This is a genomic window from Arsenophonus nasoniae DSM 15247, from assembly GCF_000429565.1.
In the GTDB taxonomy this organism is placed as follows: domain Bacteria; phylum Pseudomonadota; class Gammaproteobacteria; order Enterobacterales; family Enterobacteriaceae; genus Arsenophonus; species Arsenophonus nasoniae.
Genome location: NZ_AUCC01000002.1, coordinates 26,919 through 45,320, shown reverse-complemented (window position 1 = coordinate 45,320; position 18,402 = coordinate 26,919). Strand labels below are relative to the sequence as shown.

The following is an 18,402-nucleotide window of genomic DNA, read 5'->3' as shown; positions in this document are numbered from 1 at the left end:
CCTACTTTTTTATTCATACTTTATTAATACTTCGACGACAAATATATTAACTAATCGACTAAACCATTTTACAATGTCCACTGCTAAAGCTTGTGAGATAAACCATGAATGATAGGAAAATGACGCCAAAAGAATTAAAGGCAACCTGGGGTTTAGGAGCGGTATTCACATTACGTATGCTGGGCATGTTCATGGTATTACCCATACTAACGAGCTACGGACGCGAACTAAAAGATGCTAACGAATTATTACTTGGTCTAGCTATTGGGATTTATGGTATAAGTCAGGCTATCTGCCAAATCCCTTTTGGTCTAATGTCCGACCGATTTGGTCGTAAGCAATTAATTACCGCCGGCTTACTTATTTTTATTAGCGGTAGTGTGATCGCCGCAATAACTGATTCTATCTGGGGTATTATTATCGGCCGCGCTTTACAAGGCGCAGGCGCTATTTCTGCTGCCATTATGGCATTACTTTCCGATCTGACTAGCGAACAAAATAGAACCAAAGCGATGGCTTTTATGGGAATAAGCTTTGGCATCACTTTTGCTATTGCAATTGTTCTTGGCCCGATTATTACTCATGCTGTCGGTCTACATGGTCTGTTTTGGGGAATAAGCTTACTTGCCTTGGGTGGAATATTAATAACTCGTTTTGTTATACCTGATTGCCAATATCATATCGTTAATCGTGAAACGCATTTTATAAAAAATAGCGTACAAAGGGTTATTAATAATCGCCAACTACTTAAACTTAATTTTGGTATATTTTGTTTACATACCCTGCTGATGGCAAATTTTGTTGCTTTACCGTTAGTGCTTATTGATTCAGGTCTACAAACTAATCAACATTGGAAAATATATTTAATCACTTTGCTTATTGCTTTTATCACGGTTCTACCTTTTGTTATCTATGCTGAAAGGCAGCAGCGAATGAAACAAGTTTTCCTATTATGTATTAGTATCTTATTTATATCTGAATTAACATTTTGTTTTTCTAATCAACAGTTTTGGTTAATCGTGCTTGGTCTGCAACTATTTTTTATTGCATTTAATGTTATGGAGGCATTATTACCTTCACTTATCAGTAAAGAGGCGCCTGCCGGTTATAAAGGCACTGCAATGGGGCTCTATTCAACCAGTCAGTTTCTGGGCGTTGCGTTAGGTGGGATTTTAGGTGGATGGCTTTTTCACTTAAATGGCGCTTCCTGGGTTTTTATGGCCAGCTTAATACTTTGTAGCGGTTGGTTTTTTATTAGCTTAAATATGCATCAACCTACATATACCAGTAGTATCCGTTTAATTTTACCCCAACAGATCAAAGATTTTAATTTACTACACACCCAATTGATGAATCAACCGGGTGTGCGTGAAGTAATGCTCGATCTTAATGCGCTCAGCGCCTACATTAGAATAGATAAAAAAATGATTAGTCGGCAGCAGTTGGAAACTATCATTAATAACCAATAACCCACTACCTGCTGTAGAATATACAGCAGGCATAACAAATTTAGTCACGAAAATTAGTAAATTGAAAGGGTTGACCAAGTTCCGCCTCTCGCACTAATCCGATCACAGATTGTAAATCATTTCGTGACTTACCGGTTACTCGAACTTGTTCTCCCTGAATTTGCGCTTGAACCTTCAATTTACTCTCTTTGATTAATTTAATGATTTTTTTTGCCATTACCGAATCAATGCCCTGTAATAATGAAGCCTCAAGGCTATAAGTTTTGCCACTATGAACTATATCGTCAGGTATATTCAAAACGGCACCATCTATTCCACGTTTAGCTAATTTCTCGCGTAAAATATCTACCAATTGATTTACCTGAAAGTCGGACACACTTGTCACTTTAATGGATTCATTTTTTTCATTTAGTTCAAAACTGGCTTCAACATTGCGAAAATCCCAACGACTAGCCAATTCACGTTGCGCATTTTCAACAGCATTACTGACTTCATGCATGTCAATTTCAGAAACTATATCAAATGATGGCATATTTCATCACCTCCTAATTACACATAAAATAGCATAATACTACTTTTTATTATCAGCAAAAGCTCTATACTTGAAGTTAAATAACTCATCAAAAAGCATAATTGATTCAGTCAGATGGAAAACAATCGCGATCTTTGCCGATGGCACTGTCTGCAAGTTATAGCTGACAACATCATAAGTACAATTATTTATCCATTAATTAGACAGAGAGAAACTTAAATGTCACCAACTGTTCTCGTTTGCCTGGCGCACGGTAGCGAAGAAATCGAAGCTGTAACAGCAATTGATCTATTAACTAGAGCCGAAATCCCAGTGACAACCGCGAGTACCGCAGATAATGGCGAATTGGTATTAACATGCTCAAGGGGAGTAAAAATTGTTGCCGACACTCAGTTAGTCAAGATTATTGAACAAGATTTTGATGCCATCGTATTACCTGGTGGATTAAAAGGTGCAGAAGCGTTTCGTGATAATCCGCTGATCATTGAAAAAATTCGCCAATCCCATCATCAGGGTAACATCATTGCCGCCATTTGTGCCGTGCCAGCAATTGTATTAGAACACCATAATTTATTTCCCATTGGCAATATGACCGGTTATCCTGCTTTACAAAGTAAAATAGCCAGCCATAAACGCGTTGATTCTCGTGTCTACTATGATGAACGAGTAAAACTACTTACTAGTCAAGGACCTGCCACAGCTATTGATTTTTCACTTAAACTTATTGAGTTACTGGTTGGCAAAAAAAAGGCAGCTGAAGTTGCTGCGCAACTTGTGCCGCCGCCGGGTATTTATAACTATGCTAACTAACGGCAACATAGCGAAAATTATACATATTAACTGGCAACCATTTATCCTTAGGACGAAAAAAGTTAACTTATTATCATCAAGGCCGATACACTTTTACATTTTTAAAACCTTGTTCATGTAAATAAAGTGCTTGTAAGCGGCTCATAACACCGCGCTCACAATAGAGCAAATAAGGTTTTTGTGGCGGTAACTCACCAAATTGGCTATTCAGTTTATAAAATGGTAGTAACTTCACTTTAACACCGGTTAGCGCGAGTGGGTGAGCTTCCTGCTCATCAGGGGAACGAATATCCAAAATAATATCATCGACAGAAAATGTACTAACTACTTCTACTGCTGGCGTTTTATCTTGACCATCATTCATTATCTGACGAATATCAATATTTTGTGCTGTACTAACAACATGATCAAGCAGAGTAAAATCGAAATTAGCTTCCTGCGCTTCAATTTTGGTTTTTATTGCTTTCACTGTTGGTTTTTTCGAGATCACGCCACAAAATTCGGGCATGGTACGCGCAAAATCTGCCGTCCCTATCTCGCGAGCAATGTTAATAATATTTTCTTTATCATGAGAAATTAATGGCCGTAAAATCAAGGTATCGGTAACATTATCAATTAAACGTAGATTGGTTAATGTCTGGCTAGAAACTTGCCCTAACGCTTCTCCAGTTACTAACGCTTGAACTCCATAACGTTCAGCTATTGTCGATGCGGCACGTATAATCATCCTTTTCAGTACAACTCCCATCTGGCCATCATCAATCTTTGTAAGAATTTCGCTTACGATTGGCGCAAAATCTATCGCCACAAAACGCACTTTATGTGAACGACCAAAACGATGCCAAAGATGGTAAGCAACCTGCTTGACACCAATCTCATGGCTGGTGCCACCCAGATTAAAAAAGCAGTAATGAACTCGGCAACCACGCCGCATTAGCATGTAGCTAGACACCCCCGAATCAAAGCCACCGGATATCAACGATAAAACATCTTCTTGTGTACCGATAGGAAAGCCACCAATCCCTTGAATACGGGATTTAACCAGAATGACTTTATCGTTTTCAATTTCCAGATTCACAGTGATATCAGGCTGATTGAGTTTCACTTTGGCTGAAGAAATATGTTGATTTAATCCACCACCAACGTAACGTTCTACATCAATTGAAGTAAAATCTTGTTTACCCCGACGCTTAACACGCACACAAAAAGTTTTATCTGTTAGCAATTCAGCATAAGTTGCATAAGCTAACTCAAAAATATGGTGGAGATCACGGAATTGATATTCTTCAACTAACAGAATATGATGGATGCCAGGAATTCTTGTTAAGGCATCACAAATTTCATCATGATGTGTATTTTTTTTAGCGCGAACTTCGATATTATCCCAGTGGCGAACAACGGTAATTTCCGCATCTAATACCTTTAATATATTAAGGATATTGCTAGCCAAGATCTTAATAAAGCGCAACCGCACTGATTGGCTTTTAATGGTAATTTCAGGAAATAGTTTAATAATAAACTTCATAATTTTGTATAAAAGTCGGTTTTTATTTTTGCGAATAAACGCATATTATGCATATTTATTAGCAGAGCGTTTGATTTTAAGGTGGGAAGTATATCACTATATTGTGTTTTATCGCTAAAAAGAATAAATTGTATGCGTAAATGTAGTAAAATAAATCGCCTTACGCGCATATTCACCCGATATTAAGGCAAGTAAAACGATTATGGCTAAAAAGAAAATATCTGATAAACAAGATCCGCTATCTTTTGAAACTTCACTGATAGCGTTAGAGCAGATCGTCACACGCTTAGAGTCAGGCGAACTTCCGCTGGAAAAAGCATTAAGTGAATTTGAACAGGGGATTCAATTAGCCCGGCAAGGCCAGAAAGCGTTGCAACAGGCAGAACAACGCGTCCAAATTTTGTTACAAGACGATGACAATGCACAACTAGATAACTTTACGCCGGAAGATAAATAAATCATGTCTGAAATAGTGACACTTTCTTTTGCCGATCAACGCCAATGGGTACAAAATCGCGTCAACAAAACTCTGCTAAACCAATTCCAGCGTCTTCCGTTTAATCAGAGTCAACTTGTCGCGGCGATGAAATATGGCGCGTTACTTGGTGGAAAACGACTAAGACCTTTTTTAGTTTATGCTATAGGTGATATGTTAAATGTTGCCGTGGAAAATCTGGATGTACCTGCTGCCGCTGTTGAATGTATACATGCCTTTTCATTAATCCACGATGATTTACCCGCAATGGATAACGATAATCTACGTCGTGGCCAGCCTACCTGTCATATTTCCTTTGGTGAAGCCCATGCAATTTTAGCTGGTGATGCCCTGCAAACACTCGCCTTTGACATATTATCTCGTTCGGCTATGCCAGATGTTAGTGATACCTATCGCCTTGCGATGATAGCTGAGCTAGCTACTGCTACGGGAGCAGCAGGCATGTGTGGCGGCCAAGCGCTCGATATGGAATCAGAAGGTCAACAAATTGATTTCACAACATTGGAAACTATTCATCATCATAAAACGGGCGCTTTAATTCGTGCTGCCATCAGAATGAGTGCACTTACGGCTGGCAACCAAGGCAACAAATTACTACCATTATTAGATAATTATGCCAATGCAATTGGACTGCTATTCCAAGTCCATGATGACATCCTTGATGTTACCGGTGATACAGACATTTTAGGTAAAAATCAGGGATCAGATAAAAAACATAAAAAAAGCACCTATCCATCATTAATCGGTCTTGAACAAGCACAAAAAAAAGCGAACAATCTCTATGAACAAGCACTGGATACGCTTTATATGTTAGAACAACAGTATGGACTTAATACGGAAACCCTACAAAACTTAACGCACTTTATTATCGAACGAAAAAGCTAATTTCCTTGATTCAAAGACAGAACATTTTACCGATAATAAAAATACAAAATAATCTTTTGGCAGCCAACTACAGCGTCATTGGTATAAACAAAAAACAATTATTTAATGGGCAGACATGAGTATTGATATCGCTTCCTATCCAACTTTAGCATTAATAGAAACACCGGAAGAATTGCGACTTTTACCAAAAGAAAGTCTTGTTAAATTATGTGAAGAGTTGAGACAATTTTTATTAAATAGTGTTAGCCGTTCCAGTGGACATTTCGCTTCTGGCTTAGGTGCCATTGAACTGACTGTTGCTTTACACTATGTCTATAAAACCCCATTTGATAATCTTATCTGGGATGTTGGCCACCAGGCATATCCACATAAAATATTAACTGGCCGCCGCGACCGAATTGGTACAATACGACAAAAAAATGGCTTACATCCTTTCCCCTGGCGAGCAGAAAGTGAATATGACGTGCTTAGTGTCGGTCATTCCTCTACCTCAATCAGTGCTGGACTCGGCATGGCGGTAGCAGCTGAATATGAAAATAAAGATCGCAAAACAGTTTGTGTTATTGGTGATGGTGCCATTACAGCAGGTATGGCTTTTGAAGCAATGAACCATGCAGGTGATATTCATAAAGATATACTAGTGATCCTCAATGACAATGAAATGTCAATTTCAGAAAACGTTGGTGCATTAAATAATCATTTGGCACAACTGTTATCTGGCAATCTATATACTTGCTTACGTGAGGGTGGAAAAAAGGTATTTTCTAATATCCCATCAATTAAAGAATTGTTAAAGAAAACTGAAGAACATCTTAAGGGCATGGTAATTCCTAGTACTATGTTTGAAGAGTTGGGGTTTAACTACATTGGTCCAATTGATGGCCATGATGTACTTACATTAGTACAAACATTAAAAAATATGCGTGAATTAAAAGGCCCGCAGTTTTTACATATCATGACTAAAAAAGGCAAGGGTTATGAACCAGCCGAAAAAGATCCTATCAGCTGGCATGCCGTGCCTAAATTTGATCCAGCAACCTTTAGCCTACCCAAAAACAGTAATAAACAATTAACTTTTTCACAGATTTTTGGCGATTGGTTATGCCAAGAAGCTGCTGATGATCCTAAACTGATGGCAATCACGCCAGCCATGCGGGAAGGTTCGGGCATGGTTGAGTTTTCTAAAACCTATCCCAAACAATATTTTGATGTAGCAATTGCAGAACAACACGCTGTGACTTTTGCTGCTGGCCTTGCCATTGGAGGCTATAAACCTGTTGTCGCCATTTATTCAACTTTTTTACAGCGTGCGTATGATCAAGTGATCCATGATGTGGCCATTCAAAAGTTGCCTATCCTATTTGCTATCGATCGAGCCGGCATTGTTGGTGCCGACGGACAAACCCATCAAGGTGCCTTTGATCTATCATTCTTACGTTGTCTACCGGATATGGTAATTATGTCACCAAGTGATGAAAACGAATGCCGTCAAATGTTACATACGGGATATCACTACCAGGATGGTCCTGTTGCAGTTCGTTATCCTAGAGGAACGGGTTCTGGTGCCACGTTACAACCACTTGCAAAAATTCCAATTGGTAAAGGACTTGTTCGCCGTCAAGGAAAAAAAATTGCCATCCTCAACTTTGGAACTTTGCTTACTGAAGCAATAAAAGCAGCAGAATTACTTAATGCCACTGTGGTCGATATGCGGTTTGTAAAACCGTTAGACGAAACGTTGATACTGGAGATAGCTCAAACACATAAGCTATTAGTAACATTAGAAGAAAATGCAATTATGGGTGGAGCCGGTAGCGGCGTTAATGAATTTTTATTAAAAGCCCATCATATTATGCCCATCATTAATCTCGGTTTACCTGATCACTATATTCCACAAGGAAGTCAAGCAGAGATTCAGACTGAGCTAGGGCTTAATGCTGAAGGAATTATTAAATCTATTAACAACTATTACGCCAAATAGATAGGTTGAAAAATCAAAAGCGGCGGTTTACCGATCGCTTTTGATTTTCAGTAACTCACTGACATTATAATGCGGGTAACCAGTGCGCAAGGGCAGCCACGATAGCAATAGCAAAAATAGCCGCGATGATATCATCTAACATAATACCAAAGCCTCCACCTACTTGCCGATCAAACCAACCAATAGGCCAAGGTTTTAACATGTCAAAAAAGCGGAAAAGCACAAACGCGATCAATACCCATTGCCAATTAACTAATGGTATTGCCATGAGGGTCATCCACATGCCAATAAATTCATCCCACACAATACTACCGTGGTCGTGAACTTGCATATCATCGGATGTCCGTTGACAAATAACAATGCCAACAGCAAAACCCAATAAAATAATCAACCAACATAACCAAACCGGTAATAGCCAATACATTAGTAGCCAGAATGGAATAGCCGCTAATGAACCCATTGTGCCAGGAATAATGGGAGATAAACCACTACCAAATCCAGTTGCCAATAGATGCCAAGGATTTGACAAGTTTAAACGTGATTTGGCATCAGTCATAACAAGCCTCCTCGATAAAATGATCAAACCCGGCTAAATCAGGTGAGACCTCCTTATTGCCATGAAAATAACGGATACCTTCTGATTCTGGTGTGATCTGGCCGATACAATGAAAGTTTGCCCCAGTATGCGCTAGCGCTGATTCTAATGCACCCCGGTTTATCTCAGGCACGGTAAAGCACAGTTCATAATCTTCTCCACCGCTTAACGCCCAGGTTAACGCCTGTTCTGAGGTAACATGTCTGCGTAAGGCATCCGATAAAGGTAAAAAATCCAATTTAATTTTAGCGCCACGGCCACTAATTTTTAGAATATGGCCAAGATCAGAAATCAAGCCATCAGAAATATCTATCGCCGCAGAAGCAAGATGGCGTAAAGCCTGGCCTTGCAAAATACGCGGCTGTGGCCTTAAATGGCGCTGAATTAACCAATGACGATCTTTTGCATCTTCAACAACCAGCTGTGATTGCAAAATCGCAAGACCTGCGGCACTATCTCCCAATGTTCCGGTAACATAAATCCAATCACCATTACAGGCTCCTGACCGTGTTAGTGATTTCCCGATAGGAATCAAACCATGGGCAGTATAGGTTAAACTCATTGGCCCTCGGGTTGTATCTCCACCAATGAGCTGCATTTCATAGTAATTAAGCTGTTCAAATAGGCTAGAACTAAACCTTGCCAGCCAATCTTCATTGATTTGTGGCAATGTTAACGCCAGAGAAACCCATGCAGGATCTGCCCCCATAGCGGCTAAATCACTTAAATTAACCGCCAAAGATTTATAGGCCAAATCTTCTGGTGAAATACTATCAAGGAAATGGATGCCCGCAACTAGTGTATCGGTAGTAATCGCTAATTGCTGTTTTTCCGGTATAGTTATCAATGCACAATCATCACCAATACCGATATTAACGTCATGCCGATTTTGCTGTTGACGATTAAAGTAACGCGCGATGATATCAAATTCGCCACAAACCATAATAATATTCCAATATACTATGCTCCGATTGCTATAAGGCTAGCACACGACCTTATAATCAAAATGAACATCAGATTATTCGAAAAGCCTGAACACCGTTACTTCTTACGCACAGTAACAACAACTTTATCGAGCGCACCATTGATAAATTTGTGACTCTCCTCGGCACCAAAAACTTTTGCTAATTCAATCGCTTCATTAATAGCAACTTTATAAGGCACATCATTACGGTAACAGAGTTCAAACATCGCTAAACGTAAAACCGCTTTTTCTACCTGACCAAGCTCCTCAAGCTGACGAGAAAGATAAGGAGCCATTTTTTTATCGAGTTCCGACACATGCGTTGAAACGCCATTAAGTAGCTCACGAAAGTAAGTCACATCAACATTTGACATATCCTGTTCAGTTAAGAACTCCTCTTCAACATCAGCAATACTATTACCCGATAATTGCCACGAATAAATCGCCTGAACAGCACACTCACGCGCGCGATGACGAGCAGCAGGTTTCACAACATTCCCCTTAAATAAAATAGTTAGCCTTTAATGGCCTGAATTACATTAACCATTTCCAGCGCCGCTAATGCAGCATCAGCACCTTTATTCCCCGCTTTCGTACCTGCACGCTCGATGGCCTGCTCAATATCCTCAGTGGTTAATACCCCAAAGGCAACCGGAATATTACTTGTCATCGCGACATTCGAAAGTCCAGCACTACATTCACCGGCAACATAGTCAAAATGTGGAGTTGCACCACGTATGACACTAGCAAGAGCAACGACTGCATCATATTTTTTCGTTTCTACTAATGTTTTAATCGTCAATGGCAGTTCATAAGCACCAGGTACCCAAACAACCGTAATATTTTCTGTTGCAACTTGGCCAACACGCTCCAAGGTATCTATAGCGCCTTCGAGCAAGCTATTGTTGATAAAATGATTAAAACGTGCAATAGCTATTGCTATACGAGCTTTAGGCGCTGCTACCGTACCTTTTATTACCTTCATAGCGTTCCTTAAAATGCTAATTATTCTCTACATAAACGACAATTTTACCATATTCTTTTATATACTGCGCTGCTGAATTTAGCTAACTTTAAAACAGGTATTAGGAACGCTAAATTAAATCAATTAAAGGTTATATTACTTTAACAATATTACTATGCTTTATTAAGCTAACCAGCTAACGAAAATATGACATCACAATGGGCGCAAGGTTAAACGTAAATCAATGTCAATAAGTTCAATATTAATAAATTCAAACGCAGATGCATCTTTCAATTTTTGTAATTCTGGAATATTAATTAATCCTCTAGCGCTTTCACCTAAAATTTTAGGGGCCACATACACAATCAATTCATCAACTAATCCTAGTGTCAACAAGGTACCGGCAAGTGTTGGCCCACTTTCGACCCAAATTGAATTAATATTACGTTTAGCCAACTGCATCATCAGCAAAACTAAATCAATTCCTTTTCCGTAGGTTGGGATGGTTATTTGTTTGACATCACCAAACCAATTTTGCGCAATGGGATTCGAGCGAATAAGCCAACATTCACCCGCTGATTTTGTAACAAAATGTTCTGGTTTTACTTGATTATTGCGATCCAAAACAATCCTTATTGGTTGGCGCAGGCTTTCTTCCGGATAAATATTTTGTAGTTCAGGCGCGAAATCTTTCCAACGAACATTTAAAGCAGGATTATCAGCTAAAACAGTAGCACTGGTGGTTAAAATTGCGCTCGCCTGGGCTCTAAAACTTTGTACATCCTGACGAGCTGCTGGCGAAGTAATCCATTTGCTTTCACCTGATGCGAGGGCTGTTCGCCCATCAAGGGATGCAGCTAATTTAAGTTGAACATAGGGGAAACCCGTTCGCATCCTTTTTAAAAAGCCTTGATTTAACTGCTCAGCTTCATCAATTAGTAAACCGTGTATTACTTCGATACCAGCCTGCTGTAATTTTAGTAAACCCCGTCCTGCAACCTGAGGATTTGGATCTTGCATCGCCACAACAACACGCTGAATACCCGCACTGATTAACGCATCTGCACAAGGTGGCGTTTTACCATAATGGCTACAGGGCTCTAATGTGACATAAGCAGTTGCTCCGTTAGCTTTTTCACCCGCCATTTGTAAAGCATAAATTTCCGCATGCGCTTCACCTGTTTTACAATGAAAGCCTTCTCCCACTACTTCACCATCACGTACAATGACACAGCCTACATTTGGGTTAGGTGAGGTAGTAAATCGTCCCTGCTTGGCCAATGACAACGCACGGCTCATAAACTGCTTATCAAACGTGGTCATTTTTACTATTAATCCTGTAACTTAGCAATTTCTTCGCCAAATTCACGAATATCTTCAAAACTACGATAAACCGAAGCAAAGCGTATATAAGCCACTTTATCTAGCTTTTTCAATTCATCCATGACAATTTTCCCGATCATTTTTGCCGGAATTTCTCGCTCTCCAGTTGCGCGAAGTTGTGATTTTATATTGTTAATAGCTGTTTCCACATCATCAGAACTTACCGGGCGTTTTTCTAATGCTTTTTGCATACCTCGTCTAAGTTTGTGTTCATCAAATGACTCACGTACATCATCGCTTTTTACCACCCGCGGCATAACTAATTCAGCCACTTCAAAAGTCGTAAAACGCTCATGACATTCAAGACATTGTCGACGACGACGAACCTGCGAACCATCGCCAACCAGTCGTGAATCAATCACTTTGGTATCTACAGCGGTGCAAAATGGGCAATGCATAAAATTTCCTGATTTTAGGGTCCGGCTTTTCAGTTTAACTCAGCTATCAATGAAAAACACCCTGCTAGCGCAATCTAACAGGGTGCGAGTTAACAAAATTTACCTTTAAGGCAGCAGAGAATGTTGATCTGCTCCCTCTTTTTCCACTTTAGGAGGGATCAAATGCTCTCGTTTCATTCCCATCTTTAATGCTAGAGCAGAAGCAACATAAATCGAAGAAACTGTTCCAATCGTCACACCAATTAACATAACTAGAGAAAATCCTTTCAGTATTGAACCACCAAAAAGATAGAGCATTAGTACCACTAATAAAGAAGTTCCTGATGTAATAAGTGTTCGACTCAATGTTTGTGTTAATGAAACGTTCACTATTTCGTATGATGTACCACGACGGATCTTGCGGAAATTTTCGCGAATACGATCAGAAACAACGATGCTGTCATTTAAGGAATAACCAATAACCGACATTAATGAAGCAACAATGGTCATATCAACTTCAATCTGAAAAAGTGACACAATGCCCAATGTAATAACCACATCATGAGCTAATGATATTACCGCTCCGGCAGCTAGGCGCCATTCAAAACGGAAACCAACGTAAATCAAAATACAGATCAAAGCGGCTAAAAGTGCCATTGCTCCGGTTTGAGCTAATTCACTACCAACACTCGGCCCAACAAACTCGATACGCTTAATCGTTGCTTGTTCATCGACATCTTTGTTAATCACTGAAATAATAGACTTACCGATTTCTTGACCAGCCACACCTTCAGTAGGAGGCAACCGGATCATAATATCTCGACTGCTACCAAAATTTTGGATCAGTGGTTCCCGATAGCCATTATTCGCTAAACTAGCTCTAATTTTATCAAGATCTGCAGGTTGACTGAGATTAATTTCAATAACAGTCCCGCCGGTAAAATCTAATCCCCAGTTGAAACCTTTCAATGATATGACCGTAATGGAAAGAATAAACAAAGCAATTGAGATACCAAATGCTAAATAATCCCAACGCATAAAATCGATAACTTTACGGCCATGATTTAACTGTTCTACTGTGTAATCTTGCGCCACAACCACGCTCCTTAAATAGACAGCTTTTTAATACGTTTACCACCATACAATAAGTTCACGATAGCTCGTGTTCCAACAATGGCAGTAAACATGGAGGTGGCAATACCAATCGCCGTAGTAATGGCAAAGCCCTTAATCGAGCCGGTGCCTACCGCATACAAAATGGTTGCCGTGATCACAGTGGTTAAATTCGCGTCTAAAATACTGGAAAATGCCCCTTTATAACCTTCATGTATCGCTTGCTGTATAGAACGACCATTCTTTAGCTCTTCTTTAATCCGTTCATTAATCAATACATTAGCATCAACAGCAACAGCAAGCGTTAAAACAATACCAGCAATTCCCGGCATGGTTAAAGTGGCTCCCGGTAATAGCGACATAATCCCCATAATGAGGATCAAGTTTGCTAACAACGCGGAACTGGCAATCAGACCAAATTTGCGATAATAAATGATCATAAATAGCACAGAAGCTAACAAACCAGCTAATGATGCTTTCATGCCTTGCTCAATATTTTGCAAGCCTAATGTTGGCCCAATTGTGCGTTCTTCAACAATTTGAATAGGTGCGATCAATGCACCAGCGCGTAGTAATAAAGATAATTGACGAGCTTCCGTTGGATTACTGATACCGGTAATACGAAATTTGCTACCAAAGCGAGCAGAAATTCTGGCGACATTAATGACTTTCTCATCTTTTACCAAAATAGCACGACCATTGGCATCTTTTCGCCCGCTATCTTTATATTCAACAAATAAGGTTGCCATCAATTTGTCCTGATTATCACGCGTAAAATCAGACATAATAGAGCCACCAACACTATCCAGACCAATGCTTACCTGTGGGCTTCCCATTTCATCCAAATCTGATGTCGAATCAGTAATGTGATCGCCTGTCAAAATAACGCGTTTATAAAGAACGACCGGCTCACCATCACGCGTATATTTTATCTCAGAATCTCCCGGAATATGACCACGTTGAATAGCCGAACTGTCTATACCGACATTAACTAAGCGAAACTCCAGCGTTGCAGTTGCACCGAGAATCTCTTTTGCTCGCGCTGTATCTTGGATACCCGGTAATTCAACGACAATACGGGAAGCCCCCTGACGTTGTACTAATGGTTCGGCAACACCTAATTGGTTAACGCGGTTACGGATAATATTAATATTTTGTGATACTGCATAATTACGCGCTTCACGGATCCGCTCATCTGTCATTACTGCCGTTAATATATTGTTGTTACCGGTAGTAAAAACTAAATCGCGATAACGTGGTGTCAAATAAGATTCGGCTTGCGAGCGATCATTATCATCACGAAAGCGAATCTCAACGCCGTAATTATCTATTTTACGTATCGTTGAATAGGGGATCCCTTTTTCACGTAAATCACTACGCAGGCCATCCATATTCTGCTCTTGTAATTTACTCAATGCTGTTTCTATATCCACTTCCATTAAGAAGTGAACACCACCACGCAAATCTAACCCTAATTTCATGGGTTCACCGCCCAATGCCCTTAACCAATGAGGGGTAGCAGGTGCCAGATTTAATGCCACAATATACTGCTCGCCTAAACCGGCAACTAGGGTTTCGCGTGCATGCAGCTGAACATCTGGATTATCAAAACGAGCAAGAATTACACCATTTTCCAGTACAATTGATTTACTTTCGATTTTCTCTTTCTTTAAAATATTGCGAACCTGATCCATAGTCTGTTCATTGGCAGCGGTTCCCCGCACGCCAGTAATCTGAACAGCCGGATCTTCTCCATAAAGATTGGGAAGCGCATACAGCAGACCGATGAGTAACGCAGCGATCAGCATTAAATACTTCCACAAAGGATAACGATTTAGCACGGCAATTCCCTTCGGGAAAATCAGAAATTAGATAGACTTCATTGTACCTTTTGGTAGTACAGCAGCAACGAAATCACGTTTAATGGTTACTTCATTGGTGTCATTTAATGCGACAACAATATAACCTGTTTCAGATACTTTGGTGACACGGCCAATTAATCCACCAGTTGTTAGAACCTCATCACCTTTAGAAATAGAATCCATTAATTTTTTATGCTCTTTAGCTCGCTTCTGCTGTGGGCGTAAAATCATAAAATAAAAAATCAATCCGAAAACAACCAGCATGATGATCAAAGAGTATGGGTTTCCTTGCGTCTGACCATCAGCTGAAGCGACTGCATCAGAAATAAACAAATTCATCAAAATTTCCTCATTGTGATTAAAACTATATTTCTAACTCAAAAAATTAATCCAAACCAATAAATCCTACACTGATTTGATTCAATTAGCACGACTGAAATTATACTCTAATTTGATGAAATCGATTTATTGATTCGACGATAAAACTCTACCGCAAAAGCCTCAAATTCACCTTTCTCTATCGCTTGTCGAATTTCAGCCATTAGCCGTTGATAATAACTTAAATTGTGTAAGGTATTAAGCCTGGCACCAAGAATTTCATTACAGCGGTCAAGATGATGTAAATAAGCACGGCTATAGTTAGAGCAAGTATAGCAGTCACAATGGGCATCTAGTGGCGAAGTATCCGATTTATATTTAGCATTCCGGATTTTAATTACCCCTTCAGTAACAAATAAATGGCCATTTCGTGCATTACGGGTGGGCATTACACAATCAAACATATCAATACCGCGACGAACCCCTTCAATCAGATCCTCCGGTTTACCTACGCCCATTAAATAGCGTGGTTTATTCTGCGGAATTTGTGGGCAAACATGCTCTAAAATACGGTGCATATCCTCTTTCGGTTCTCCCACGGCTAAACCGCCTACCGCATAACCATCAAAACCAATCTCGATCAGGCCTTTTACTGATATATCACGTAAATCCGGGTAAACACTGCCCTGTATAATGCCAAAAAGCGCATTTCTATTAGCTAACTCATCAAACCGTTGACGACTACGTTTTGCCCAACGAAGGGACATCTCCATCGACTTTTTAGCATACTCCCAATCTGCTGGATAAGGCGTACATTCATCAAAAATCATGACAATATCCGAACCCAGATCGTACTGAATTTCCATTGATTTTTCAGGACTAAGGAAAATTCTTTCACCATTGATTGGATGACGAAAATCGACGCCCTCTTCTTTAATTTTACGCATGGCACCAAGGCTAAAAACCTGAAATCCACCTGAGTCAGTCAAAATGGGTCCTTGCCATTGCATAAAATCATGCAAATCGCCATGTAATTTCATTATCTCTTGCCCGGGGCGCAACCATAAATGGAAAGTATTGCCTAACAGAATTTGTGCTCCGGTCTGTTTAACTTCTTCCGGCGTCATACCCTTAACTGTGCCATAAGTACCAACCGGCATAAAAGCAGGCGTTTCTACTATGCCACGCTCAAAAATCAAACGACCTCGGCGAGCTTGGCCATCTTGGGTTTGTAATTCATATTTCACTTTGCCTCTCCAACATCAGAAAAACAGTCCAATGTGTTATTTATCAATTTAGTTAACTAAATTGATGATGTTAATTATAGGTTAATAACTAGTCAGCCACTTATTCACTCACTGCCTTAGGATTATGCGTGATAAACATGGCATCACCATAACTAAAAAAGCGATACTTCTCTGCGATTGCTTTTTTGTAGGCATTCATCGTATTTTGATAACCAGCAAAAGCAGATACCAACATAATTAATGTAGATTCAGGTAAATGGAAATTAGTAATTAATGCATCGACAATTTGAAAATGAAAGCCTGGATAAATAAAAATTCGAGTATCATCAAAGAAGGGAGCAATAATTGCTTCCTTACACGCGCAAGCCGCGCTTTCTAAAGATCGAATTGAAGTTGTGCCAACCGCAATAACCCGTTTACCCCTCGCTTTACACGCCAATATTGCATCAACAACCTCTTGCGATACTTCAACATACTCTGCATGCATGGTATGTTCAGCAACATTTTCCACCCGAACAGGTTGAAATGTCCCAGCACCTACATGCAGTGTCACAAACGCCATTGCGACTCCTTTTTGCCGCAGCGCCGCGAGTAATGATTGATCAAAATGTAATCCTGCCGTGGGCGCAGCAACTGCACCAGGTCGTTGGCCATAAACCGTTTGATAAAGTGTTCTATCAATCTCTTCATCAGGACGAGCAATGTAGGGAGGTAATGGTATATGGCCAATATCATTTAAGATAGCTAGCACATCTCGCTTATCCTGAAAACCAATTTCAAATAGCGTATCGTGTCTTGCCAACATAATGGCTTTGACACTTTCATCATCACCTAATAATAATTCAGCGCCAACCTTGGGTGCTTTAGAAGCACGAACATGTGCCAAAACTCGGTGGGGATCTAACATGCGCTCAATTAGTACTTCAATTTTGCCACCAGAGATTTTACGGCCATAAAGACGCGCCGGTATAACCTGCGTATTATTGAAAACTAGCAGATCCCCGGATTCTAATTTATCAACAATATCAGTAAAAATACCATGAGCCAGTTCACCAGTTGAACCGTCTAAAGAAAGTAGCCGGCAATGACTACGTTTGGCTAAGGGATAATGGGCTATTAACTCATCAGGTAATTTAAAAGCAAAATCAGAGACACGCATTTCTTTATACTATTTGATCAAAACAAGCGCACTAGTCTAGTGCGACGATAAAGACAGTGCAACAAATAAGCATCACGAAAACTAAAAAATTCACTTATAATGACACTATGAATTTTCTTGCACACTTGCATTTAGCTCAAAAAGCTCAAAGTTCCTTATTAGGAAATTTAATGGCGGATTTCGTTCGCGGTAATCCTGATGGTTTGTATTCACCGGATGTTGTGGCCGGGATTACAATGCATCGTCAGGTTGATAAATTTACCGATCAACACCCCATTGTGATTAATGCGAAGCAACTTTTTCGGCCACCATACCGTCGAGTCGCCGCAATTACTCTCGATTTAGTTTGGGATCATTTTCTCGCTTTATACTGGGATCAAATCGAACCAAAACAAACGCTACCCCAATTTGTTCATTATGCGCGCCAGCAAATTGAGCCGAACTTATATTATACTCCTGAGAAATTTCAAGAATTAAATGAGTATTTATGGTCACAAAACTGGCTGATTCGTTATGCAGAGCCTGAATACATGAGTGATGTATTAAACAGCATGGCGCGCAGACGGCCTAAACTGGTTAATTTAATCGGTTCCTTTGATGACTTTATTCTGCATTACTCTCGTTTTTCTAGTTTCTTTTGGCAATTTTATCCAGAAATGATCACCTTTGCCAAAACTCAAACAGCAAAAACAACGTTATTAAATGAAAACAAATAAACCCTA

The 18,402-nt window shown here is 39.8% G+C and carries 19 protein-coding genes; 6 read left to right on the top strand and 13 right to left on the bottom strand.

Annotated elements, in window-relative coordinates:
• Positions 1-104 precede the first annotated feature (104 nt).
• Entirely contained in the window at positions 105-1,469 is a 1,365-nt protein-coding gene (locus tag G468_RS0100775; protein WP_026821465.1) for an MFS transporter, read from the top strand.
• Positions 1,470-1,509: 40 nt separating this feature from the next.
• On the opposite strand, the gene G468_RS0100770 is transcribed toward G468_RS0100775, so the two are convergent.
• Positions 1,510-2,001, bottom strand: a complete 492-nt coding sequence (locus tag G468_RS0100770; protein WP_026821464.1) for a YajQ family cyclic di-GMP-binding protein — start codon at positions 1,999-2,001, stop codon at positions 1,510-1,512.
• 219 nt (positions 2,002-2,220) lie between these two features.
• Between G468_RS0100770 and yajL the strand changes: the two genes are divergently transcribed.
• Positions 2,221-2,811 carry a protein deglycase YajL gene (gene yajL, locus G468_RS0100765; RefSeq protein ID WP_026821463.1) on the top strand — a complete coding sequence of 197 codons (591 nt, stop codon included), beginning with the start codon at positions 2,221-2,223 and terminating at the stop codon, positions 2,809-2,811.
• Positions 2,812-2,887: 76 nt separating this feature from the next.
• On the opposite strand, the gene thiI is transcribed toward yajL, so the two are convergent.
• A complete protein-coding gene (thiI, locus tag G468_RS0100760) occupies positions 2,888-4,336 on the bottom strand; it encodes a tRNA uracil 4-sulfurtransferase ThiI (RefSeq protein ID WP_026821462.1) in 1,449 nt (482 codons plus the stop codon).
• Between the two features lie 202 nt (positions 4,337-4,538).
• On the opposite strand from thiI, the gene xseB reads away from it, so the two are divergent.
• From xseB to dxs, 3 genes are all read left to right on the top strand, one after another.
• On the top strand, positions 4,539-4,793 hold the full coding sequence (xseB, locus tag G468_RS0100755) for an exodeoxyribonuclease VII small subunit (protein WP_026821461.1): 255 nt from the start codon (positions 4,539-4,541) through the stop codon (positions 4,791-4,793).
• A 3-nt stretch (positions 4,794-4,796) separates the two neighbouring features.
• The gene (gene ispA / locus G468_RS0100750; RefSeq protein WP_026821460.1) at positions 4,797-5,717 is read left to right on the top strand and encodes a (2E,6E)-farnesyl diphosphate synthase; all 921 of its coding nucleotides are present in this window, start codon (positions 4,797-4,799) and stop codon (positions 5,715-5,717) included.
• Between the two features lie 115 nt (positions 5,718-5,832).
• Positions 5,833-7,698, top strand: a complete 1,866-nt coding sequence (gene dxs, locus G468_RS0100745; protein ID WP_026821459.1) for a 1-deoxy-D-xylulose-5-phosphate synthase — start codon at positions 5,833-5,835, stop codon at positions 7,696-7,698.
• Between the two features lie 64 nt (positions 7,699-7,762).
• On the opposite strand, the gene pgpA is transcribed toward dxs, so the two are convergent.
• The 11 genes from pgpA to queA form a co-directional block, all read right to left on the bottom strand.
• Positions 7,763-8,254 carry a phosphatidylglycerophosphatase A gene (gene pgpA, locus G468_RS0100740; protein WP_026821458.1) on the bottom strand — a complete coding sequence of 164 codons (492 nt, stop codon included), beginning with the start codon at positions 8,252-8,254 and terminating at the stop codon, positions 7,763-7,765.
• On the bottom strand, positions 8,247-9,236 hold the full coding sequence (gene thiL / locus G468_RS0100735; RefSeq protein WP_026821457.1) for a thiamine-phosphate kinase: 990 nt from the start codon (positions 9,234-9,236) through the stop codon (positions 8,247-8,249). The genes pgpA and thiL overlap by 8 nt, the downstream gene beginning before the upstream one ends.
• Positions 9,237-9,334: 98 nt before the next feature.
• Entirely contained in the window at positions 9,335-9,748 is a 414-nt protein-coding gene (nusB, locus tag G468_RS0100730; protein ID WP_026821456.1) for a transcription antitermination factor NusB, read from the bottom strand.
• Between the two features lie 23 nt (positions 9,749-9,771).
• Positions 9,772-10,242 (bottom strand): 6,7-dimethyl-8-ribityllumazine synthase, encoded by a 471-nt coding sequence (ribH, locus tag G468_RS0100725; protein ID WP_026821455.1) that lies wholly within the window; start codon positions 10,240-10,242, stop codon positions 9,772-9,774.
• A 192-nt stretch (positions 10,243-10,434) separates the two neighbouring features.
• Positions 10,435-11,544 (bottom strand): bifunctional diaminohydroxyphosphoribosylaminopyrimidine deaminase/5-amino-6-(5-phosphoribosylamino)uracil reductase RibD, encoded by a 1,110-nt coding sequence (gene ribD / locus G468_RS0100720; protein WP_026821454.1) that lies wholly within the window; start codon positions 11,542-11,544, stop codon positions 10,435-10,437.
• Positions 11,545-11,552: 8 nt separating this feature from the next.
• Positions 11,553-12,002 (bottom strand): transcriptional regulator NrdR, encoded by a 450-nt coding sequence (gene nrdR, locus G468_RS0100715; protein ID WP_026821453.1) that lies wholly within the window; start codon positions 12,000-12,002, stop codon positions 11,553-11,555.
• A gap of 105 nt (positions 12,003-12,107) precedes the next feature.
• Positions 12,108-13,076, bottom strand: coding sequence for a protein translocase subunit SecF (gene secF, locus G468_RS0100710; RefSeq protein WP_026821452.1), 969 nt, complete (start codon positions 13,074-13,076; stop codon positions 12,108-12,110).
• An 11-nt stretch (positions 13,077-13,087) separates the two neighbouring features.
• Complete coding sequence (secD, locus tag G468_RS0100705; protein ID WP_026821451.1) at positions 13,088-14,935, bottom strand: protein translocase subunit SecD; 1,848 nt, start codon at positions 14,933-14,935, stop codon at positions 13,088-13,090.
• Positions 14,936-14,962: 27 nt separating this feature from the next.
• Positions 14,963-15,295: a preprotein translocase subunit YajC gene (gene yajC, locus G468_RS0100700; protein ID WP_026821450.1), complete on the bottom strand. Its 333-nt coding sequence runs from the start codon at positions 15,293-15,295 to the stop codon at positions 14,963-14,965.
• Positions 15,296-15,402: 107 nt separating this feature from the next.
• A complete protein-coding gene (gene tgt, locus G468_RS0100695; protein ID WP_026821449.1) occupies positions 15,403-16,521 on the bottom strand; it encodes a tRNA guanosine(34) transglycosylase Tgt in 1,119 nt (372 codons plus the stop codon).
• 100 nt (positions 16,522-16,621) lie between these two features.
• Complete coding sequence (queA, locus tag G468_RS0100690) at positions 16,622-17,680, bottom strand: tRNA preQ1(34) S-adenosylmethionine ribosyltransferase-isomerase QueA (protein WP_026821448.1); 1,059 nt, start codon at positions 17,678-17,680, stop codon at positions 16,622-16,624.
• A gap of 107 nt (positions 17,681-17,787) precedes the next feature.
• Between queA and G468_RS0100685 the strand changes: the two genes are divergently transcribed.
• Positions 17,788-18,396 (top strand): acyl carrier protein phosphodiesterase, encoded by a 609-nt coding sequence (locus tag G468_RS0100685; RefSeq protein ID WP_026821447.1) that lies wholly within the window; start codon positions 17,788-17,790, stop codon positions 18,394-18,396.
• Positions 18,397-18,402 lie beyond the last annotated feature (6 nt).